Genomic DNA, 22,559 nt, shown 5'->3' on the forward strand with positions numbered 1-22,559 from the left:
CGCTTCGCTTCGCTGCGCGCCGTCATGAGGCACTTCCGCACTGCGTCGATGATTCGCTCGCTGACGCTCGCTCATGCCGGGACGTCGGCCCGGAGCCGGGGTTCGCTGTCGGTGTGCCCCGTTCGACGCTGCCGCAGCAGGCTGATCGCCAGCGGCACCGCGACGACCGACATGCCGGCCGCACCCCACAGCGCCGAGGCGGGCAGGTCCAGGAAGACCGCGTGAGCCAACACGCTGGAGCCGTACGTCCACAGGTAGAGCGCGTACAACGGATGGTCGGTGTGGTCGGTGGTGCCCACGGCCGGTCCGGCGAGCGGACGCAGCGCGGTCATCATGAGCACCGCGAACAGCAGCCAGCCGAGGTAGTTGCTGATCGGGATGCCGGGCAGGCCGGGCAGCGCCGGGGTCGGGTCCCGCCACACCCAGTGCCCCTCGGCCACCATCTGCGGGTCGAGGAAGAGGTCCCAGGTGGCCAGGCCGACGGTGGCCAGCGCGATCCGGGTCGGCCACCGCCAGCGGCCCGCCGCCACCGCGATCCGCGCGGTGAGCCGGGTCGCCACCAGCCACGCCGGCCAGGCCATCCAGGTCCAGGCCAGCGGGATGATCAGCGGTACGCCGGCCAGCTTCGGGCCGAGCTGTCCCGAGTAGTCGTAGCTGCCGAACGGGAAGCCGGTGGCGACGCCGAGCGCCTCGATGGCGAACCCGCCCCCGGTCGCGGTGGCGATCAGCGCCGCGGCCGTACGCGGCCCCCGGGACAACAACGCGTGGCCGACCGAGAGCAGGTAGCCCAGCACGACGGTGGCCACGGTCAGTCGGGCCCGGGTCGTCCCGTCGGTCAACGGATAGCCGATCTGGGCCAGCACCAGCAGGGCGAGCATCGCCCAGGCGTAGACCCGGGCACGGCGGGCGGACGGCGTCATGGCTGTCCGGGACGGGCCGGTGGCGTCGGCCCCGGCAGGGGCAGGTCCCGACCGAGTACGCCGAACGGGCGCTCGTCGCCGGGGAACCGGAAGTCGCGCAGCACGTCGACGAAGCCGAACCGGCGGTACAGCCGCCAGGCGCGCGAGGTGCTCTCGTCGGCCTCCGGGGTGGACAGCAGCGTGGTGGCGCCCTCGGCCATGGTGAGCAGGGCACGCAGTTGACCGGCGCCCAGGCCGTGCCCCTGCGCCGGTGGCCGGACGTGCAGCTCGACCACCTCGAAGCAGTCGGTCAGCCAGCGCTTGCGGTCGCCCTGCTCCAGCGCCCGCCAGACCTGGTCGTGCCACCACTGGCCGGGCCCGCCGACGTAGCCGTAGCCGAAGCCGGCCAGGTGCCCCTCGCTGGTCAGGCTGGCCACGGCGCGGAAACCGGGCCGGCGTACGTGGGTGGCGATATAGCCACGGCGAGCCTCCAACAGGTCGGCGCGGTATCCCATCGCCTCGCCGTAGACGGCGACCACGTCGTCCAGCCGCCGGAGGAGATCGTCCGGCGTCCACCGCACCAACCTCATGCCCGCTCACCCTTCGCCGGGTCGTCCGCGTCGCCGACCCACCCCAGTACCGTCCGGTCACCGACCACGTCACGTACCTCGAATCGCGCGAAGAGTTCCTCCGCGTACCACCGCTCGGTCGGGGTGCGGGTGATCGCGGCCCGGTGCTCCGGGTGACGGTACGCGAACGCCACCAGATCCGCCGGATCCCGCCACACGCTCACCGTGCCCTGCCAGCCCAGGGGCGCCTCGCCGACGCCGAAACGGGCCAGCAGGCCGGGCGCGGCGTGCAGGGCGGCGGCCACCGGTGGGACGGCCCGCCAGAAGGTGAGCGCCCGCGCCGGCCGCAGCCGGGCCCGGGTCAGCGCCAGCACCGGCCCGTGGACCGGCCCACCGGCGGGCTCGCCGAACGGTCGCCGACCGGACCACTCGCCCCGGCTGGTCAGTGGGCGCAGGTCGACGCGTACCCCGGACCGGGCGATGCCGGACCAGGCCCGCTCCACCCGCGAGCCGGTGAACCCGGCCGCTGCGGCGGGGGAGTCCCACACCGTCAGCGCCGCCCAGCGGGTGAGGTCGGCGTCGCCCGGCCCGAAGCCGGTGCCGGTCCCGGTGCCGAGCAGCTTGCCGAACCGTACGCCGGGCAGGGCGCGCAGCCGGCGCGGATCGAGCGCCATCCGGCTCAACGCCCGGCCCAGGGCGGCCCGGGGAATCCGCCACACGTGCAGGGTGACCAGCTCGGGGACGGTCTCGGTGGTATTCACGCCACGTCGGTCGGGGTCCCGTAGGTGACCCGCAGCAGTTCGGCGTACGTGGTGGGGAAGACCGCCTGCGGCACGCCACCGGCGGCCCAGACCTCGTCGTACTTCTCCAGCGCGGTGTCGACGAGCGTACGCAGCGGGCGCGGGTGACCGACCGGGGCGACCCCGCCGATCACCTGGCCGGTGTGCTCCTTGACGAACTGCGGGGTGGCCCGGCGCAGCCGGGCGACCCCGAGCCGGGCGGCCAGGACGTCGGTGTCCACCCGGTGCGCGCCGGAGGTGAGCACCAGCAGCGGTTCACCGTCGGCGTCGAAGACGAGCGAGTTGGCGATCGCGCCCACGTCGACACCGAGCGCCTCGGCGGCGGCCGCTGCGGTGTGCACCGCGTCGGGCAGCAGCCGGACCAGGGCCCGCTTGCCGGAGCCGTTGCGGGTGTACGGGCCGTCGAGCGCGTCCTGCACCGCCTGGACGTTCGGGTGTGACTGCATCCCGCCATTCTTCCCGGTACGCCGACGGCCGGAGCACCCGGCCACAGCATGCGGAACCGGTCGCCCTGACCAGGCGGGTGACGTGGCTGGCCCGGCGCGTCACACGTTGCGTTTTCGTCAGGGGGAGGGTGTACTGTCAGCAGTAGTTAGAACGAGTGTTCGATTGCTGGCATCGCCGGCTAAATCGAACGTTCGTTCCAACCCCTCGGGGGCGGGTGTTTCGCGGCACCGGCTCCCGACAGGTGCGGTGCCGCGGATCGCACCTGGGCTCCGGGCAGTCGCGAGTCCGGACCCGTCAGGCAGGCCGTCGGCCGCCGCCCACGACCCCCGGGCGGCGGCCGACGGACCCGCCGGTAACGCCGGCCGGGTGGGGTGTGGGGAAGCTCCGCACCCGGCCGGCCACCCACCTGGTGCGTCTTCCTCCGCACCGCCCGCCGCGGGCGCGTACCGCGCCGACGGGTTCCACCCCGTCGCGCGACCGCCCCGCTCCGGCCCACGTGGAGGAGACCATGCCGACCAGTCCGGCCCAGGTGCCGACGGTGCCCGCGCACGTGCTGCCGCACCGCACTCCCGCCCAACTGCTCACCGTGGCCCGGCAGGGCCTCGCCGAGGCCGCCCGGACCGGCCCCGACGGCCTCCGGTACGCCGCCGCCCACCTCGCGGCGCTGCGCGCCGCCGCCGCGGTGCTCGCCGCCCGTGCCCGTCCCGCACCCACCCGACGCAACCGGATCACCAGCGTCTGGGTGCTGCTCGCGGTCGTCGCCCCCGAACTCGACGAGTGGGCCGCCTACTTCGCCCTCGGCGCCGGCAAGCGCGCCGCCGCCGAGGCCGGCATACCCCGGGTGGTCACCGCCCGGGAGGCCGACGACCTGCTCCGCGCCGCCGAGGAGTTCGTGACGGTGGTGGAGGCCGCGCTCGGCCTGGCACATCAGCCGGCGATCGACGGTCTCGTCGCCTGACCAGCACCACCCACCGGCGGGCACCCGGTGGCGACACGACGGGGGGTAGGTCCGATGGCGGGCCGCATGGTGGTCGGTTCCGCCGCGCTGGCCGGGTTGGTGCGTCCGGCCAGCGCACCCGACCCGGCAGGCGGCCACCGGATACTCCCCGTCCGTCCCGAACTGACCGGGTTGCTGCCCGGTCGTGGACTGCGACGGGGCAGCACCATCGCGGTCGGCGTCGGGCAGCCCCGGCACAGCGGCACCACCTCGCTGCTGCTCGCCCTGCTCGCCGAGGCGTCCCGGGCCGGTTCCTGGTGTGCCGTGGTCGGGATGCCGACCTTCGGTGCCGGTGCGGCGGCCGAGGCCGGGATCGCCCTGGACCGGCTCGCCCTGGTGCCGCAGCCCGGCCCCGAGTGGCCCACCGTCGTCGCCGCGCTCATCGACGGGGTCGACGTGGTGGTGACCGCGGTACCCGCCACCGTCTCCACCTCGGTCACCGCCCGGTTGGCCGCCCGGGCCCGTCAACGCGGCAGCGTGCTCGTGCCGTACGGCCGGTGGGACGGGGCGGACCTGACACTCCAGGTGGTCCGGGGCGCCTGGGAGGGACTCGGGGCGGGGCGGGGACGGCTGCGCCGCCGGGAGGTGACCATCTCGGCACACGGGCGGGGCGCGGCCGCCCGCGCCAAGGAGCTCACGGTGTGGTTGCCCGGCGACGAGCTGACCCGCGTCATCCCCCGCCCCACCACCGCCGCCCGGTCACACCCCGCCCGGTTCCGCGTGCTGACCTCCCCACACATCGCGGAGCGCGCGACATGAGCGAGCGTCAGCGAGCGAGTCGTCAGCTCTGTGGTGCCTCATGTCGGCGCGGAGCGTCGGTATGAGCGAGCGTCAGCGAGTGAGTCATCGGCTCCGTGGTGGCTCATGGCGGCGCGGAGCGTCGACATGAGCACGTCGGCTCGGACGCTGCTGCTCTGGTGCCCGGACTGGCCGGTGCTCGCCGCCGAGGTCGTCGACGGGGTGCCCGCCACCGGGCCGGTCGCGGTGCTGCACGCCAACCGGGTGGTCGCCTGCTCCGAGCAGGCCCGTGCCGAGGGGGTGCGTCGGGGGCTGCGCCGACGGGAGGCGCAGGGGCGCTGTCCGGGGCTCACCGTCATCGACCACGATCCGGGTCGGGACGCCCGGGCGTTCGAGCCGGTGGTGGCCGCGGTCGAGGAGGTGGCGGTCGGGGTCGAGGTGGTCCGTCCGGGGGCCTGTGCGCTGGCTGCCCGGGGACCGGTCCGGTACTTCGGCGGTGAGGAGGCGGCGGCCGAGCGGATCGTCGAGCACGTTGCGCAGAGTTGCGCGGTGGAGAGCCAGGTCGGCATCGCCGACGGGGTGTTCGCCGCCGGGCTGGCCGCGCGGGAGGGGCGGATCGTGTCGCCCGGTGCGACGCCGGCGTTCCTGGCCGTCCAGCCGGTCGAGGCACTCGGGCGACCCGCCCTGGCCGACCTGTTGCGCCGACTCGGGGTGCGTACGCTCGGCGACTTCGCCGCGCTGGCCGCCGGTGACGTACTGGCCCGGTTCGGGTTCGACGGGGCGCTGGCCCACCGGTTGGCCATCGGTGGCGACGACCGGCCGCTGGCGGTCCGACGTCCGCCTGTGGACCTGACGGTCACCGCCGACCTGGACGAGCCGATCGAGCGTGTCGACGTGGCGGCGTTCGCGGCGCGGACGCTGGCCGAGCGGCTGCACGAGCGGCTCGCCGGGCACGGGCTGGCCTGCACCCGGCTCGGCATCGAGGCGGTGACCGCGCACGGCCAGGAGTTGCACCGGGTCTGGCGGCACGACGGTCTGCTCAGCGCGGCGGCGATCGCCGACCGGGTCCGCTGGCAACTGGACGGTTGGCTCTCCGGTGGTGGCCGACGGGGCGGTGACCGGCCGCCCCGGCCCACCGCAGGGATCGTCCGGCTGCGGCTGGTGCCGGACGGGGTGCTGGCCCAGGCCGGTCTGCAACCGGGGCTGTGGGGCGAGACCGGTGCGGAACGCGAGCGGGCACACCGGGCGCTGAGCCGGGTGCAGGGCCTGCTCGGCCCGGAGGCGGTGGTCACCGCCGTGCTCGGTGGGGGCCGGTCGCCGACCGACCAGACGCGGCTGGTGCCCTGGGGCGACGAGCGGTTACCGGCCCGTCCCGGCGCCGGTTCGGCCGTACCGTCCTGGCCAGGACGGCTGCCGCCGCCTTCGCCGGCCGTGGTGCTGCCCACCCCGCTCACCGCGAGCGTGCTGGACGCCACCGGCGCACCGGTCGTGGTGAGCGCGCGATTGACGGTGAGCGCCCCACCGGCCCAGTTGATCATCGCGGTGGAGGTCGGTGCCCAGGTCACCCGGAGCAGCGCCCCGGCGGGGACTGCCGGTGCGGGTGGTCCGGCGGACGGAGCCTTCGGCCGGGGTGGTGTGCCGGTCGAGATCGTCGGCTGGGCCGGTCCGTGGCCGGTCGACGAGCGGTGGTGGGACCCGGTCGAGGCGTGTCGGCGGGCCCGTTTCCAGGTCAGCCTGGCCGACGGCAGCGCCCTGCTGCTCGCCGTCGAAGCCGGCCGGTGGCTCCTGGAGGCGGTCTATGACTGAGGCAGAAGTGAATCTTGGTGTGTTCCGTCCCCTGGGAGGGCCGGAACGTACCAAGATCTCGGTGGGTGGGGTGGGACGGTGAGTTTCCACAATCCTCGGCTGCCCTGGTCGGAGCTGGAGCGGGTGCTCTCCGGGCGTACCGGGGAGGGTGAACGGCACCTGCGGGTGGTGGATCCTCTCGCGGTCGACGCCGACGGCGGCGACTCGCCGGCCTGGAGCCGGAGCCGGGAGCAGTACCGTCCGCCCGAGCTGGCCCGCCCGGACGGTGCGGTGCCGTACGCCGAACTGCACGCGCACACCAACTTCAGCTTCCTCGACGGGGCCAGCCATCCCGAGGAACTGGCCGAGGAGGCGGTCCGGCTGGGGTTGACCGCGCTCGCCGTCACCGATCACGACGGCTTCTACGGCGTGGTGCGTTTCGCCGAGGCGGCCCGTGCGCTGGACCTGCCGACGATCTTCGGGGCGGAGCTTTCCCTCGGCCTGCCCGGTCCGCAGCAGGGCGTACCCGACCCGCACGGCAACCACCTCCTGGTGCTGGCGCACGGCCACGAGGGGTACGCGCGGCTGGCCACGACCATCGCCCGGGCCCAGTTGCGCGGCGGGGAGAAGGGCCGTCCGGTCTACGGGGAGTTGGAGGAAGTGGCAGCCGACCTGCGCGACCACGTGCTGGTGTTGACCGGCTGCCGCAAGGGGCACGTGCCGTCCGCCCTGCTCACCGAGGGGGTGGACGCGGCGGCCCGGGAGCTGGACCGGCTCACCGAGCTGTTCGGCGCGGAGACGGTGGCGGTGGAGCTGACCGACCACGGGCACCCGGTCGACGGCGACCGCAACGACGCGCTGGCCGAGCTGGCCGCCGCCGCCGGGCTGCCCACGGTCGCCACGAACAACGTGCACTACGCCACCCCCGGCCGGCGTCGGCTGGCCACCACCGTTGCCGCGGTGCGGGCCCGGCGCAGCCTGGACGAGATCGACGGTTGGCTGCCCGCTGCGGGCACCGCCCACCTGCGCAGTGGTGCCGAGATGGCGGCGCGGTTCGCCGCGTACCCGGGGGCGGTGGCCCGGGCCGCCGAGTTCGGCGCGGAACTCGCCTTCGACCTCCAGCTCGTCGCGCCCCGGCTGCCGGCGTACCCGGTGCCGCCGGGGCACACCGAGATGAGCTGGCTGCGGCACCTCACCGACGAGGGGGCGCGGGAACGCTACGGCCCGCGCGAGGCGCACCCGCAGGCGTACGCGCAGCTCGACCACGAGCTGAACATGATCGAGGAGCTGGGCTTCCCCGGCTACTTCCTGGTGGTCTACGACATCGTCGACTTCTGCCGGCGGGCGGACATCTACTGCCAGGGCCGGGGCTCGGCGGCGAACTCGGCGGTCTGCTACGCGTTGCGGATCACCAACGTGGACGCGGTCCGGCACCGGCTGCTGTTCGAGCGCTTCCTGGCCCCGGAGCGCGACGGCCCGCCCGACATTGACGTGGACATCGAGTCCGACCGCCGGGAGGAGGTCATCCAGCACGTCTACGCCCGGTACGGGCGGGAGCACACCGCTCAGGTGGCCAACGTGATCTCCTATCGGCCCCGGTCGGCGGTGCGGGACGTGGCCAAGGCGTTCGGTTTCTCGCCAGGTCAGCAGGACGCGTGGAGCAAGCAGATCGACCGGTGGGGCGACGTGGCCACGGTGGACGTGCCGGAGATCCCCGAGCAGGTGATCGCGTACGCCAACGAGCTCCAGACCTTCCCCCGGCACCTGGGCATCCACTCCGGCGGCATGGTGATCTGCGACCGGCCGGTGATCGAGGTCTGTCCGGTGGAGTGGGGCCGGATGCCCGGCCGCAGCGTGCTCCAGTGGGACAAGGACGACTGCGCCGCCGTCGGCCTGGTCAAGTTCGACCTGCTCGGCCTGGGCATGCTCTCCGCGCTGCACTACGGGTACGACATGATCGGGATGAGCCTGGACCTCGGCGACATGTCGCTGGAGGACCCGGAGGTCTACGACATGCTCTGCCGGGCCGACTCGGTCGGGGTGTTCCAGGTGGAGAGCCGTGCCCAGATGGCCACCCTGCCCCGGCTGCGCCCCCGGACGTTCTACGACCTGGTGGTCGAGGTGGCGCTGATCCGGCCCGGCCCGATCCAGGGCGGCTCGGTGCACCCGTACATCCGGCGCAAGAGCGGGCAGGAGGAGGTGACCTTCCCGCACCCGCTGATGCGCAACGCGTTGGAGAAGACGCTGGGCGTACCGCTGTTCCAGGAGCAGTTGATGCAGCTCGCCATCGACCTGGCCGGGTTCGACGCGGCCGGGGCCGACGAGTTGCGCCGGGCGATGGGGGCCAAACGGTCGGTGGAGCGGATGGCGAAGATCGCCGACCGGCTCTATCGGGGCATGGCCGAGCGCGGCATCACCGGCGAGCTGGCCGACGACGTCTACCGCAAGCTCACCGCGTTCGCCAGCTACGGCTTCCCGGAGAGCCACGCGATGAGCTTCGCCTACCTGGTCTACGCCAGTTCCTGGCTCAAGCGCTACCACCCGGGCCCGTTCCTGGCCGCGCTGCTCAGCGCCCAGCCGATGGGCTTCTACTCGCCGCAGACCCTGGTCGACGACGCCCGCCGGCACGGCGTGGAGGTACGCCGTCCGGACGTCAACGCCAGCGGCGCGAAGCCGGTGCTGGAGTCCACCCCGCAGACCCGCTGGGGCAGCCGGCCCGGTGAGCCGCCGCACGCCTGGGGGCTGGGCGGTCCGGCCGTGCGGCTGGGGCTGTCCAGCGTGCGTACCCTCGGCGATCCGGTGGCCGAGCGGATCGAGGCGGAACGGACGGCGAACGGGCCGTACCGCGACATGTCGGATCTGGCCCGGCGGGTGGGACTGACCGCGGCCCACCTGGAGGCGCTGGCCACCGCGGACGCCTTCGCCTGTTTCGGGCTGAGCCGGCGGCAGGCGCTCTGGGCGGCCGGCGCGGCGGCGCAGGACCGGCCGGATCGCCTGCCCGGTACGGTGACCGGCGCGACGGCACCCACCCTGCCCGGCATGGAGGAGGTGGACCGGCTGGTCGCCGACGTGTGGGCGACCGGATTGTCCCCGGAGCACCACCCGGCCCGGTTCATCCGCCCCCGGCTGGACGCCCTGGGTGCGGTGCCGATCGACCGGCTGGGGCGGGTGGAGCCGGGCCGACGGATCCGGGTCGGCGGGATCGTCACCCACCGGCAGCGCCCGGCGACCGCAGGCGGGGTCACCTTCCTCAACCTGGAGGACGAGACCGGCATGCTCAACGTCACCTGCTCACCCGGGCTGTGGCAGCGGCACCGGCGGGTGGCCCGGACCAGCGCCGCGCTTGTGGTGCGCGGGCTGTTGCAGCGACACGAGGGAGTGGTCAACCTGGTCGCCGACCGGCTGGACGCCATCGAGCCACCGGTCAGCCCCGCGTCCCGCGACTTCCGCTGACCGGCCCGTCGTCGCCTCGACCCGGCCGCTGACCGGCCTGTCGCCGGCGGTGTGGTTCGCCGTGCGCCCGCCTGATGTCCCGACGGCGTGCCTTGCCGTGGCCCGCCTGCTGGCCCGGACGGCGTGCCTCGCCGCACATGATCGGCCGGGCAGGCCCTAGGCTCGACCGGGTGGAACAGACCCCGAATCCGGCCGGGCCGCCGCTCACCCCCCGTACCGCCGTGGTCTGGTCGGTGCTCCGCGCCGAGTTGGACCGTCGGCCCGCCGCCGAGCTGACCGTGCTCGACGTCGGCGGCGGCACCGGTGGCTTCGCCGTGCCGCTGGCCCGGGCCGGGCATCGGGTCACCGTGGTCGACGCCAGCCCCGACGCGCTGGCCGCGCTCAGCCGCCGGGCCGCCGAGGCCGGGGTGGCGCAGCGGGTACGCGCGGTGCAGGGCGACGGCGACGCCCTCGCCGGGCTGGTCGAGCCGGCCAGCGTGGACCTGGTGCTCTGCCACGCCGTCCTGGAGGTCGTCGACGACCCGGCGCCGGTGGTGGCCGCGCTGGCCGGGGCGCTGCGGCCGGGCGGTGCGGCCAGCGTGCTGGTCGCCGGGCGGGCGGCGGCGGTGCTCGGCCGGGCGATGAACGGCCACCTGGACGTGGCGACGGCGCTCGCCGCCGACCCCGACGGCAGCGCCGGCCCCCGGGACACGCTGCGTCGACGCTTCGACGCCGACGGCGCCACCGCGCTGCTGGCCGCCGCCGGGCTCGCCGTCGAGGAGATCCACGGCGTACGCGTGCTCGCCGACCTGCTGCCCGCGGCCGTGGCGGACGGCCAGCCGGGCGCCCTGCTGGAGCTGGAACGGGCGTTGGCGGCCCGGCCGCCCTGGCGGGATCTGGCGGCGCAACTGCACCTGTTCGCCCGCCGTCCGGCATGACCGGCCCGGGCGGGTCGGCGTGGGAGCCCTCGGTGTTAGGAGGGGTCCCCTCCTATGCACCAGGCGTTAACAAGGTGCCCTTCCTTACACCCGTCGCGCCGGAGTACGGCGGGGGGAGCCTCGCCGACGTGCTGCCCAGCGCGCTTGCGGTGCTCGGCGTGCCCGGTGCCGCCGACCTGCTCGGCCTCGGCGTCGACCTGTCCGGCGTACGCCGGATCGCGGTGCTTCTGGTCGACGGGCTCGGCTGGTACCAGATCCCGACCGCCGCGCCGTACGCGCCGACCCTTGCCGGGCTGACCGCGGCGGCCGGTCGGCCACTCACCTGCGGCTTTCCCTCCACCACCCCGGTCAGCCTGGTCACCCTGGGCACCGGGGCGACACCCGGCGCGCACGGGGTGCTCGGCTTCACGCTGCGGGTGCCCGGCACCGAGCGGGTGCTCAACCACATCGAGTGGTCCGGTGACCCGTCGCCGCTGCGCTGGCAGCCGGTCGCCACCCAGTTGCAGCGGGCCCGGGCCGCCGGGGTGGCGGTGACCGTGGTCAGCCGGCCGGAGTTCGGTGGCAGCGGGCTGACCCTGGCCGCGAACCGGGGCGGGGACTACCGGGGAGCGGCCGGGGTCGACGCGGTGGCCGCCACGATGCTGACCGCGCTGACCTCCGGGCGCGGCCCAACCCTGGTCTCCGGCTACCACCCGGACGTGGACCGCGACGGGCACCTCAGCGGCGTCGACTCGGCGCCCTGGCGGGCCTCGGTGGCCGAGGTGGACGGGATGCTGGCCCGGTTGGTGGACGGGTTGCCGCCGGACGGGGCGTTGCTGGTCACCGCCGACCACGGCCAGCTCGACGTGCCCGCGGAGCACCGGTTCGACCTGGACACCGACCCCCGGCTGACCGACGGGGTGCAGGTGGTCGCGGGTGAGCCCCGGGTGCGGTACCTGCACACCGCGCCGGGTGCCACCGCCGACGTGGTGGCGGCCTGGTCGGCCGTGCTCGGCGACGCCGCCCGGGTGATGGTGCGGGACGAGGCGGTGGCCACCGGCTGGTTCGGGCCGGTGCCCGAGGCGCACCTGGAGCGGGTCGGCGACGTGGTGGTGGTCTGCAACGACACGTACGCCGTGCTGGCCAGCCGGTCGGAGAGCCCGATGGTGTCCCGGCTGGTGGCCTTCCACGGGGCGGACACTGCGGCCGAGATGACGATTCCGCTGCTGGTGCTGCGGGGCTGACCGGACGTCTGCGTCCCACCCCGGGGTTAACCTGCCGGGGTGGGACGTAGCCAGTCGTTGCCCCGGGGTGGCGATCCCCGGTTCGGGCCGGACTCCGACGACGCCGGCTGCTCGATCCTGCACGTCGACATGGACGCCTTCTTCGCCTCGGTGGAGGTGCGGCACCGGCCGGAGTTGCGCGGAAAGGCCGTCGTGGTCGGCGGGGTCGGTCCGCGCGGAGTGGTCAGTTCGGCCAGCTACGAGGCCCGGCGGTACGGCGTCCGCAGCGCGATGCCGACGATGCGGGCCAGAGGGCTCTGCCCCCACGCGGTGTTCCTGCCACCGGACTTCAGCCGCTACTCGGCCGCCTCGCGGGCGGTCATGCAGATCTTCCGGGACGTCACGCCGCTGGTCGAGCCGCTCTCCCTGGACGAGGCGTTCCTGGACGTCGCGGGGGCCCGGCGACTGTTCGGCCCGCCGGCCGCGATCGCCCGCCGGATCCGCGAGCGGGTCGCCGCCGAGCAGGAGCTGACCTGTTCGGTGGGGGTGGCGTCGAGCAAGTTCGTGGCCAAGCTCGGGTCGACCCGGGCCAAGCCGGACGGCCTGCTCGTGGTCCCGGCCGCGCAGGTCCTCGACTTCCTCCATCCGTTGCCGGTGGCCGCCCTCTGGGGAGTGGGGGAGCGGGCCGAGCAGAGCCTGCTGCGACTCGGGCTGCGGACGGTGGGCGACCTGGCCCAGGCCCCGCCGGGGATGCTGCGGACCGCGGTCGGCGCGGCGGCGGCCGCGCACCTGCAGGAGTTGGCGTGGGGACGCGATCCGCGTCGGGTCAGCCCGGAGCATGTGGAGAAGTCGATCGGCGCGGAGGTCACCTTCGACGTCGATGTCCAAGATCCGACCGAGATCCGGCGTACGCTGCTGGGGCTCGCCGAGAAGGTCGGTGGCCGGCTGCGCGCTGCCGGGCAGGTGGGACGCACCGTGTCACTCAAGGTGCGGATGGCCGATTTCCGCACGGTGAGCCGGTCGCGCACCCTCGACGTGCCCACCGACGTGGCCCGGGAGATGTTCGACACGGTCTGGTCGCTCTACACCGCTCTGGCACCGGGTGAGCGGATTCGCCTCGTCGGCGTACGTGCGGAGGGCCTGACGTCGGCGGACGAGACACCCCGGCAGCTCGCGCTCGGTGCGCCCGAGCGGGGTTGGCGCGAGGCGGAGGTCGCGGCGGACGCCGCGGCTGCCCGATTCGGGCGGTCCGTCATAGGACCGGCCAGTCTTCTCGGTGGGCGTGATCCCCGACGAAATGAAAATCCGACGCGGCCGTAGGTCGTCCCGCTTTCCGACGCGCGAGGGCCCTCGTAGACTTGCGGGTAAGCAGCCGGTTGGCTGCCACGGTCTGTCGGTCCGACCGGACCGACCAACGTGACCGGGGAGGAGTGCCGTGCCGCTCTCGGAGCACGAGCAGCGGCTGTTCGAGCAGATCGAGCGGTCGCTTGCCGAGGACCCCAAGTTCGCCTCGGCCGTGCGCGCCAGCGACCCGCGTTTCCACGCGCGGCGTCGCCTGCTCGTCGCTGCCGGCGTGATCGTCGCTGGCCTGGCGTTGTTGGTCTATGGCGCGGTGATCAAGACTCCGCCGTTGGCAGTGGCGGGATTCGTTGTCATGCTGGCCTCGGCCGCGTTCGCGGTGCAGTCGCACCGTCGGGCGCAGTCACCGGACCTGCACGTCGTCGGAGGCACGGCGAGTCGTCGCCGGTCCCGGGGACGGTCCGGCCGCCGGTCGGGGGGTTTCCTCGACCGGATGGAGGACCGGTGGCGTCAGCGCCCGGAGGGGCACCGCTGACCCGCTGTTCCTGACGGCGGGACATCCGTCCCGGGCCTGACCGGTCCGGGGCGTTCCGGCGTGCGACGGACGTGTGTCGTCCGGGTCCCCTTCGGGGTGCCCAGGGCGAGGGCTACGACGTGGCGCGCTGAGCGCTGCCCAGCCGGCCACGCGTCGTGGAAAGACTGGCGGCGACAAAGGGCCACGCGGCGATGTAAGGCCATGTCCGCGAGGGAAGCACCACGACGGGCCGGGTACCGGTGGATGTCCACCGGTACCCGGCCCGTGTCGTCGTGCCCCGGTCCGGGCGGCGGTCAGCGACTCGCGCGGTTCGCGATCAGCCGACGCGGACTGAACCGCAGCAGCCGGTGGCGTACCTGACCGCCGGAGTTCACCAGCCGCGACGAGGTGTCCGCGACGGTGGTGCGCCAGCGTTGCAGCACCGACGGCGGCAACACGGTCGCCATCAGTCGGGTACGCCGGTCGGCCCGCTCGGAAAGCGCACCGCGTACCGTCCGCAGGGCCGTGGGCAGCGGCTCGCCGGTCAGCGGGTCGCGCGCGTACCGGGCCCGCTCCTCGGCGCGGCCGAGCAGACGGGCCGCCGTGCCGGCCCCGGTGTCCGGTGCGAGGGCCTCCCGGACCAACCGGTCGGCGGTCGCCCGGGGGGTCTCCGTCCGGTCCACCCGGATCCGGTAGTCGACCAGGGTGTCGAGCAGTTCGTCCCAGGCGGCGTGTGCGTCCGCCCGTGCCCGGTCCGGGTCGGCGCCGACCGTCATCGCCGGTCGGTGCTCCCCGGTGGCGGTCGCCTCCGACGCGTCGACCGTCCGGATCACCGGCGCGGGCCGACCTCGCCGGTGACGCAGCGCGAGTCGGCGCAGCGCCGGCACGGCGAGCAGGGCCAGCAGGGCGAGCACGCCCACGGCGAGCAGCCAGGGCCAGCGCGGCGCCTGCTGGGTGGGCGCGCCCGGGGCGGCGCCGAGGGCCGGGTCGTCGCCCTCCTCGAACTGGTCCGGTCCGGCGTCCGGTCCGGCCGACGGGTCGTCCGCGTCGGGCGCGTCCGTGGGGTCGGTCTGCGGGGTGTTCTCCTCCGGGGCGTCGACGTCCGGCGCCCAGGCGGAGCGGGCCGAGCCCGGCACGCCGTAGGTCGGGGTGGCGTCGAAGGGCACCCACCCGATCTGGTCGAAGTACACCTCGGTCCAGGCGTGCAGGTTCCGGTTGGTCAGGGTGAGCGTGTCAGCGGTACGCCGGCTGCCGTTGGTGAACCCGAAGGCCACCCGGGCGGGGATGCCGGCGTCGCGGACCATCCAGGCCAGCGCCGCCGCGTACTGCTGGCAGTAGCCGGCCTTGTTCTCCAGGAAGTCGAGGATCTCCTGGCCGCTGGTGCCCTGCTCGGTGCTGAGCTGGTAGGTGAAGCCGTTGTCCTCGGAGAAGTAGTCGTAGATCGCGCGCACCTTGTCGTACTCGGTGCGCTGGCCCCGGATCAGGTCGGCCACCAGGGCCCGCACCTCGGGCACGTCGGGGGTGACGGTCTGCTGGACCCGCCGGGGATCATCGGCGGACAGCGCCCGGGCCGAGCGCAGGGCCTGCGGCGTGTACGTCGAGCGGACGTAGTCGAACGAGTACGACTTCTCCCGGGAGTTCTCCCGGTTCGAGAAGACCACCTGCAGGTCCTGGTCGTAGAACCAGTTCCGGTCCAGGTCGGTGAAGTCGACCGGCTCGGCGTACACCGGCAGCAGCGGCATGGCCAGGGCCCGGGTCACCTCCACGGTGGCCCGGTGCCGGGTCCGCTCGACCCCTCGTACCTGCTGGTCCGACGGGTCGGGCAGCTCACCGGTGACCCGGCCGCCGTTCGGACCGCGTACCCGGAAGCCGTCGCCGCGCAGCTCGTCGGCGACGCCGAAGCGCAGGTAGAACGGATCCTCCTCGGTGGTGGTCACCGTCACCAGGTCGGTGGTCTCGGACTGGTTGAGCGTGCCGCTGAGCGCGGCGAACAGGTCGACGCGGCCGGGGGAGCCGCCGAAACCCTGCCCGCCCAGACCGTTGCCGACACCGGAGTTCAGATTGCCCATCAGACCGGAGGTCATGCCCGGTATGGCCAGCGGCACCAGGACGGCCAGCGCCAGGCCCACCACCGCCAGCCGTCGTCCGGCGGCGGCCAGTGGGGACGCCTCCCAGACGTCGACGTCGCGGCCGTCGCCGGTGAACCGTCGGCCGAACCGCCGGACCCGGTCGACGTTATCGGTGACCAGCAGCCAGAGGAAGCCGGCGGCTCCGATGGCGAACGGCAGCGGCGGGACGCTGTCCACGTAGACCGCCACCGGCACCGAGTAGATGGCCAGCATCGGCAGACCGGCCAGGGCGGGCCGGCGCAGCCCGACACAGAGCACGTCCACCAGCACCGCGACCCCGCCGACGCCGAGCACCGTGATGAACAGCAGCGGGTCGGTGTCGGGCACCTTCACGCCGTGCGAGCGCATGTCGTCGACCGAGGTGCTGAGTAACTCGGCGAAGTGCCCGAAGGTGGCCGGCGTGGGCAGCACCGCGAGCAGTTCCTCGCCGCTGGGGAACAGCCAGGTCAGGGCCAGGGTGAGGCCGGCGACCATGGCCAGGATCTGGGCCCACAGCGGGGTCCGGCCGAGCCGGGCCAGGGCCGCCGCGGCGGCCACCGCGGCCACCGCGATGACGGCCTGCACCAGCCAGGTCCACCGTTCGAAGATGGCCGACAGGGGCGCGGCGGCGAGCAGGGTCGCGGCGGCGGCCACCAGACCCAGGTTCCGATGGGCGATCATGAGGGGGACCTTCCGTTCATCGCACGCCGCCGGCCACCGTCTCGGCCATCGCGGCCCGCAGGGCGAACCCCTGTGAGCCCCGGCCGGCCTGCGGCCAGAGCGCCGGCAACCGGCCGCCGTGGTCGACGCCGATCACCCGCCAGCCGGACTGCATCAGCGCCAGCGCGGCGGTGTCGTGTGCCTGGTCGGCCTCGGCCCGGGCCGGCGCCGGCAGGTTCAGCCAGGCGGAGCTGTCCAGCAGGAAGCAGACGCAGGTGGCGCCGTTGGCCCGCAGCCCGGACAACACCTCCGCCTCCGCGGTGCTCAACGAACCGAAGACGCCGATGATCAGGCCGCCGTCGGAGCGCTGCCGGACGTGTTGCACCAGGGTGGTGATCTCGACGCGCTGGTCCAGCCGGACCTCCGCGAGTTGGTCGAGCAGCAGGCCGTCACCGGCACCCTCGGTCGCGTTCACGTCCGCGCCGGAGCCGGTGACCAGGCGCAGCTTGTAGCCGGCCTGACGCAGGTGCACGGCGATGCTGGCGGCAGCCGAGACGGCCCACTCGAAACTGGCCGTCGGGCCGTCGCCCTGGTGGCCGTACGCGCGGGTGTCCAGCAGGACGGTCGCGCGGCTCTCCCAGGGCTGTTCCTCCCGGCGCACCATCAGCTCCCCGGTGCGCGCGGTCGACTTCCAGTGCACCCGGCGCAGGTCGTCGCCGCGCCGGTACTCGCGGGTCGCCGCGTCGTCCTCGCCGTGCACCGCCACCGAGCGGGCCCGGCTCTCGCCGCTGCCGGCGTACTCACCGGGCAGCCGCACCGCCGGCAGCGGCACCACCTGCGGCACCACGGTCAGCGAGTCGGTGCCCGGGAAGGCCCGGCTCAGTTCGCACAGCCCGAACGGGTCGGTCATCCGGACCACCAGCGGCCCCACCTCGTACCGGCCGCGCACGTCGGCCCGCACGGTGTATGCCACCGAGCTGGCCTGGTGCGCGCCGAGGCGTTCCAGCACCACCCGGGGGCGGCTGCCGAGCGCGTACGGCAGTCGGTCCTCCAGCAGCAGGGTGCCGGTGGGCAACCGGGACAGGTTCTGCAACCGCAGCACCATCCGGGCGGTGGCGCCGACCGGCACCCGGTGCGGGTCCAGCGAGCGGTGACAGGCCAGCTTGTAGCGGCTGCGGCCGACGTAGAGCGCGGCGAGCAGCGGGAGGACGGCCAGCAGCACCGCCACCCGCAGCAGGTCCTTCTCGCCGAGGATGCCGGCGGAGACGGCGGCCGCCAGCGCGGCGGCCAGGAAGGATCGACCGCGGGTGGTCAGGCCGCGGAGGCCGTCACGCACGTCACGGCCTCCGGGGTTCGAACGGAGCCCGACCGTTGCCGTTGCCGGCCGGCGGCCGGGTGTCGTACGGCGAGCGCTGGCGGTCGTGCGGCAACGGCAGCCGGTGCACCAGGTCCGCCACGATCGCGTCGGTGGTACGCCGGGCGAGTTGGGCGTCGGCGGTGGGGATGAGCCGGTGCGCCAGGACCGGTACGGCGAGTACCTGGAGATCGTCGGGCAGGACGTAGTCGCGTCCGTCGAGGGCGGCCACCGCGCGGGCGGTGCGCAGCAGTTGCAGGGTGCACCGCGGGGACGCGCCGAGCCGCAGGTCGGGTGCCTCCCGGGTGGCGGTGACCAGGTCGATCGCGTACTGCTTGACCGCGTCGGCGACGTGCACCTGCCGGACGTGACCGATCAGCCGGCGCACGGTGTCGGCGTCGGAGACCGGGCGCAGTGCCGGCAGCGGGTCCACCGCGCCGTGGCCGTCGAGCATGGCCAGCTCGGCGTTCGGGTCGGGGTAACCCATCGCGATCCGGGCGGTGAAGCGGTCCCGCTGCGCCTCCGGCAGCGGGTACGTGCCCTCCATCTCGATCGGGTTCTGGGTGGCGATCACCATGAACGGGGTCTGCAACTGGTATGTCACCCCGTCGACGGTGACCTGCCGCTCCTCCATGCACTCCAGCAGCGCGGACTGGGTCTTCGGCGAGGCTCGGTTGATCTCGTCGCCGACGACCAGGTTGGCGAAGACGGCACCCGGCCGGAACTCGAAGTCGTGCGTCTCCTGGTTGTAGACGCTGACGCCGGTCACGTCGCTGGGCAGCAGGTCGGGGGTGAACTGGATGCGGCGCACGGAGCAGTCGATGGAGCGGGCGAGGGCCTTGGCCAGCTTGGTCTTGCCGACGCCGGGCACATCCTCGATGAGCAGATGCCCCTCGGCGAGCAGGACGGCCAGAGCGAGCCGCACGGTGGCGGTCTTGCCCTCGATGACCTGTTCGATGTTGGCCACGATGGCGTCGCTCGCTGCGCGGAACTCGTCGTGCGGCAGCAGTCCGCCAACTTCGTCCCAGGTCTGTTGTGTCACGGGCCTCCTCCTCGTCGCTGTCACGGCAGCTCTGTACAGAGCACCTGGACCCGCCGTTGGGTTCGCGACGTGCGAGCCTCGTCTGCCGCAGCAATCTCACTGGCCTCTCAGGCTAACCATGTTTCTCGCCAACGCCGACCGGCGCAGGTGTTTGGGTGCTTAGAGGGCTATTTGTCGTTCACACAGCGCATGTCGTCGGTTCTGCCGGGTAAGCGGCGGCGGACGTCCCGATCCCGTGTGGGGGAGGGACGTACGCGACCAGACGCGGACCGCTGTGACGGTCGCGGTACACTGCCGGTCATGGCCGGAGTCTTCCTGCTTCTTACCGAGCCGTGCTGACGCGCTGACGGCGCGACAGCACGGCGGCCCCTCCTGTGCGAGGGGCTTTTTCGTGCCCGCCGGGGCTCGGGGCGGGCCGCCGAGCACGGACACGAGACCAGCCAGCACGGAGAAGACCCCGCCGGTCGACGCGAGGAGAAGGCCATGACCGAGGCAGCTACCAACGACACCCCACCGTTCCGGTACACCGCCGTGCTGGCCGACGAGATCGAACGCCGCTGGCAGGATCACTGGGAACGCGAGGGCAGCTTCCACGCGCCGAACCCGTCCGGCCCGCTGGCCGACCCGGCCCACCCGCGCTCCGGCGCGGAGAAGCTGTACGTGCTGGACATGTTTCCGTACCCGTCCGGCGCGGGGCTGCACGTCGGGCACCCGCTGGGCTACATCGGCACCGACTGTTACGCCCGCTACCAGCGGATGGCCGGGCGCAACGTGCTGCACGCGATGGGCTTCGACGCGTTCGGCCTGCCCGCCGAGCAGTACGCGGTGCAGACCGGCACGCACCCCCGGACGACCACCGAGGCGAACATCGAGCGGTACCGGGAGCAGCTGCGGCGGCTGGGGCTGGCCCACGACCAGCGGCGCTCGGTGGCCACCATCGACACCGACTTCTACCGCTGGACGCAGTGGATCTTCCTGCAGATCTTCAACTCCTGGTACGACCGCGAGGCCGGTCGGGCCCGCCCGATCAGCGAGCTGATCGCCGAGTTCGCCGGAGGTACCCGGCGTACCCCGGACGGTCGGCCGTGGGCCGAGCTGTCCTCCGCCGAGCGTCGCGCCATCGTCGACGACCACCGCCTGGCGTACGTGTCGCAGGCGCCGGTGAACTGGTGCCCCGGGCTGGGCACGGTGCTGGCCAACGAGGAGGTCACCGCCGACGGCCGCTCCGAGCGCGGCAACTTCCCGGTCTTCAAGCGCAACCTGAAGCAGTGGATGATGCGGATCACCGCGTACGGTGACCGGCTGCTGGACGACCTGGACAAGCTGGACTGGCCCGAGCCGATCAAGCTGATGCAGCGCAACTGGATCGGCCGGTCCACCGGTGCGCACATCGACTTCCCGACCCCCACCGCGCCGATCCGGGTGTTCACGACCCGGCCGGACACCGTCTTCGGGGCCACCTACATGGTGCTGGCGCCCGAGCACGAGCTGGTCGACGCGCTGGTGCCGGCGGCCTGGCCGGAGGGGACCCGGGACGCGTGGACCGGCGGGCACACCGGTCCCCGGGCGGCCGTCGAGGCGTACCGCAAGGCGGCCGCGGCCAAGACCGACGTCGAGCGGCAGGCCGACACCAAGGAGAAGACCGGCGTCTTCATCGGCGCGTACGCCACCAACCCGGTCACCGGCGGGCAGGTCCCGATCTTCATCGCGGACTACGTGCTGGCCGGCTACGGCACCGGCGCGATCATGGCGGTACCCGCACAGGACGAGCGGGACTGGGAGTTCGCCGAGGTATTCGAGCTGCCGATCGTGCGTACCGTGCAGCCGCCGGAGAGCTTCGACGGCAAGGCGTACACCGGGGAGGGGCCGGCGATCAACAGCGCCGCGCCCGACCGCGACCTGGACCTGAACGGACTGGGGGTGGCCGACGCCAAGGCCCGCATCATCGCCTGGCTGGAGTCCACCGGCGCCGGTCAGGGTGCGGTGACCTACCGGCTGCGGGACTGGCTGTTCAGCCGGCAGCGGTACTGGGGCGAGCCGTTCCCGATCGTCTACGACACCGACGGTGCCGCGATCGCGCTGCCGGAGGAGATGCTGCCGGTCGAACTGCCCGAGGTGGACGACTTCTCGCCGCGCACCTTCGACGCGAACGACGCCGACAGCGACCCGGAGACGCCGTTGTCGCGCCGCCGCGACTGGGTCGAGGTCGAGCTGGACCTGGGTGACGGGCCGAAGCGGTACACCCGGGAGACCAACGTGATGCCGCAGTGGGCCGGCTCCTGCTGGTACGAGCTGCGCTACCTGGACCCGACCAACGACGGGCGGTTCGTCGACGCGGACAACGAGCGGTACTGGATGGGACCGCGCGGCGAGGGCGACTGCGGTGGCGTCGACCTGTACGTCGGCGGCGCCGAGCACGCGGTGCTGCACCTGCTGTACGCCCGGTTCTGGCACAAGGTGCTGTTCGACCTGGGGCACGTGTCGTCGTTCGAGCCGTTCCGCAAGCTGTTCAACCAGGGCTACATCCAGGCGTACGCGTACACCGACGACCGGGGCGCGTACGTGCCGGCCGAGGAGGTCGTCGAGCGCGACGGCGGCTGGTTCCTGGGCGACGTCCAGGTCAACCGCGAGTACGGCAAGATGGGCAAGTCCCTGAAGAACATCGTCACCCCGGACGAGATGTGCGCCGCGTACGGCGCCGACACGTTCCGGGTCTACGAGATGTCGATGGGGCCGCTGGAGGTGTCCCGCCCGTGGGAGACCCGGGCGGTGGTCGGCTCGTACCGGTTCCTGCAGCGGGTCTGGCGGGCGGTCGTCGACGAGCAGACCGGCGAGTCGCGGGTCACCGACGCACCGGCCGACGAACAGACCCGCCAACTGCTGCACCGGGTGATCGACGGCGTCCGGGGCGACATGGAGGGCATCCGGTTCAACACCGCGATCGCCAAGCTGATCGAGCTGACCAACGCGGTGACCAAGCTGGCGAGCACCCCGCGCGAGGTGGCCGAACCGCTGGTGCTGATGGTGGCGCCGCTGGCCCCGCACATCGCCGAGGAACTGTGGCAGCGGCTGGGCCACCAGTCCTCCCTGACGTACGCCGACTTCCCGGTCGCCGACCCGGCGCTGCTGGTCGCCGAGACCGTCACCTATCCGGTGCAGGTCAACGGCAAGGTCCGGGGCCGGGTCGAGGTGCCGGCCGACGCCGCCGAGGACGACGTCCGGTCCGCCGCGCTGGCAGCGGTGGCGGGTGCGCTGGCCGGCAAGGAGCCGCGCAAGGTGATCGTGATCCCCGGCCGGATGGTGTCCGTCGTCGCCTGACGTGTTGTTAGGAAGGGTCCCCTGCTAACGCCTCGTGCATAGCAGGGGACCCTTCCTAACATTCGAGCGCCGTGCTCGGCTCGGCGGCCGAACCCACCGGTGCAAGGTATGCCGGCGCGTGTGCGGTGCGATCCCGTGCTGCGGCGGGCACCCGTGCGGCCACGTTGGCGGGAAGACGACGTGCCGCACACTCCGGTGGTACGAAGGCGGCGTCTTCGAGTTCCTGAGCAGAAACACGGATCTCACCGAGCACGGCGAGGATGCCGCGGCGCGCTGGTCGGCCTCACCCGATGACCCGGGGTGCGGCGACTCCTCGCAAGGTCGTGCTCGATCCGGGATCGAGTGGTCTCGTGGTGGCACCGAGGCCACTCGATCCAGGATCAAGCGTGATCATGCAGCGCGATGCGACGCGACGGGGCGAGGGCGGGGGCGCGGCACGACCGCGCTTGCTGGTTTG

At 73.6% G+C, this 22,559-nt stretch carries 16 protein-coding genes; 9 read left to right on the top strand and 7 right to left on the bottom strand.

What is annotated here, in order from left to right:
- Positions 1-71: 71 nt before the first annotated feature.
- Genes ACZ31C_RS21115 through ACZ31C_RS21130 form a run of 4 tightly spaced genes read right to left on the bottom strand, consistent with a single transcriptional unit; the run spans position 72 to position 2,714 of the window.
- Positions 72-920 carry a carotenoid biosynthesis protein gene (locus tag ACZ31C_RS21115; RefSeq protein WP_465796724.1) on the bottom strand — a complete coding sequence of 283 codons (849 nt, stop codon included), beginning with the start codon at positions 918-920 and terminating at the stop codon, positions 72-74.
- Positions 917-1,489, bottom strand: coding sequence for a GNAT family N-acetyltransferase (locus tag ACZ31C_RS21120; protein ID WP_350696330.1), 573 nt, complete (start codon positions 1,487-1,489; stop codon positions 917-919). The genes ACZ31C_RS21115 and ACZ31C_RS21120 overlap by 4 nt, the downstream gene beginning before the upstream one ends.
- On the bottom strand, positions 1,486-2,229 hold the full coding sequence (locus ACZ31C_RS21125; protein ID WP_465796725.1) for a monooxygenase: 744 nt from the start codon (positions 2,227-2,229) through the stop codon (positions 1,486-1,488). The genes ACZ31C_RS21120 and ACZ31C_RS21125 overlap by 4 nt, the downstream gene beginning before the upstream one ends.
- Positions 2,226-2,714, bottom strand: a complete 489-nt coding sequence (locus ACZ31C_RS21130) for a YbaK/EbsC family protein (RefSeq protein WP_465796726.1) — start codon at positions 2,712-2,714, stop codon at positions 2,226-2,228. The genes ACZ31C_RS21125 and ACZ31C_RS21130 overlap by 4 nt, the downstream gene beginning before the upstream one ends.
- A 509-nt stretch (positions 2,715-3,223) precedes the next feature.
- Here ACZ31C_RS21130 and ACZ31C_RS21135 point away from each other — a divergent pair.
- The 8 genes from ACZ31C_RS21135 (at position 3,224) to ACZ31C_RS21170 (ending at position 13,641) form a co-directional block, all read left to right on the top strand.
- On the top strand, positions 3,224-3,673 hold the full coding sequence (locus ACZ31C_RS21135; RefSeq protein WP_465796727.1) for an SAV_6107 family HEPN domain-containing protein: 450 nt from the start codon (positions 3,224-3,226) through the stop codon (positions 3,671-3,673).
- Between the two features lie 54 nt (positions 3,674-3,727).
- Positions 3,728-4,471, top strand: a complete 744-nt coding sequence (locus ACZ31C_RS21140; RefSeq protein WP_465796728.1) for a hypothetical protein — start codon at positions 3,728-3,730, stop codon at positions 4,469-4,471.
- 126 nt (positions 4,472-4,597) lie between these two features.
- Positions 4,598-6,256, top strand: coding sequence for a DNA polymerase Y family protein (locus ACZ31C_RS21145; RefSeq protein ID WP_465796729.1), 1,659 nt, complete (start codon positions 4,598-4,600; stop codon positions 6,254-6,256).
- A gap of 78 nt (positions 6,257-6,334) precedes the next feature.
- Positions 6,335-9,688: an error-prone DNA polymerase gene (locus ACZ31C_RS21150; RefSeq protein ID WP_465796730.1), complete on the top strand. Its 3,354-nt coding sequence runs from the start codon at positions 6,335-6,337 to the stop codon at positions 9,686-9,688.
- 137 nt (positions 9,689-9,825) lie between these two features.
- Positions 9,826-10,605, top strand: coding sequence for a methyltransferase domain-containing protein (locus tag ACZ31C_RS21155; protein ID WP_350696340.1), 780 nt, complete (start codon positions 9,826-9,828; stop codon positions 10,603-10,605).
- Complete coding sequence (locus ACZ31C_RS21160) at positions 10,602-11,828, top strand: alkaline phosphatase family protein (RefSeq protein ID WP_465796731.1); 1,227 nt, start codon at positions 10,602-10,604, stop codon at positions 11,826-11,828. Before ACZ31C_RS21155 ends, ACZ31C_RS21160 begins: the two co-directional genes overlap by 4 nt.
- Before the next feature lie 39 nt (positions 11,829-11,867).
- Complete coding sequence (locus ACZ31C_RS21165; RefSeq protein ID WP_465796732.1) at positions 11,868-13,127, top strand: DNA polymerase IV; 1,260 nt, start codon at positions 11,868-11,870, stop codon at positions 13,125-13,127.
- A 115-nt stretch (positions 13,128-13,242) separates the two neighbouring features.
- Positions 13,243-13,641 (top strand): DUF3040 domain-containing protein, encoded by a 399-nt coding sequence (locus ACZ31C_RS21170; protein ID WP_131056765.1) that lies wholly within the window; start codon positions 13,243-13,245, stop codon positions 13,639-13,641.
- A gap of 293 nt (positions 13,642-13,934) precedes the next feature.
- Here ACZ31C_RS21170 and ACZ31C_RS21175 read toward each other — a convergent pair whose 3' ends face one another.
- From ACZ31C_RS21175 to ACZ31C_RS21185, 3 genes are read right to left on the bottom strand one after another with little or no spacing between them, the layout of a single operon-like run.
- Positions 13,935-16,409: a transglutaminase TgpA family protein gene (locus ACZ31C_RS21175; protein WP_465796733.1), complete on the bottom strand. Its 2,475-nt coding sequence runs from the start codon at positions 16,407-16,409 to the stop codon at positions 13,935-13,937.
- 16 nt (positions 16,410-16,425) lie between these two features.
- A complete protein-coding gene (locus ACZ31C_RS21180) occupies positions 16,426-17,724 on the bottom strand; it encodes a DUF58 domain-containing protein (protein WP_350696347.1) in 1,299 nt (432 codons plus the stop codon).
- 1 nt (position 17,725) lies between these two features.
- The gene (locus ACZ31C_RS21185) at positions 17,726-18,784 is read right to left on the bottom strand and encodes an AAA family ATPase (protein ID WP_396742606.1); all 1,059 of its coding nucleotides are present in this window, start codon (positions 18,782-18,784) and stop codon (positions 17,726-17,728) included.
- Positions 18,785-19,267: 483 nt separating this feature from the next.
- Between ACZ31C_RS21185 and leuS the strand changes: the two genes are divergently transcribed.
- Positions 19,268-22,102, top strand: a complete 2,835-nt coding sequence (gene leuS / locus ACZ31C_RS21190; RefSeq protein WP_465796734.1) for a leucine--tRNA ligase — start codon at positions 19,268-19,270, stop codon at positions 22,100-22,102.
- Positions 22,103-22,559: the final 457 nt, after the last annotated feature.

This window comes from Micromonospora sp. NPDC023869, from assembly GCF_055559695.1.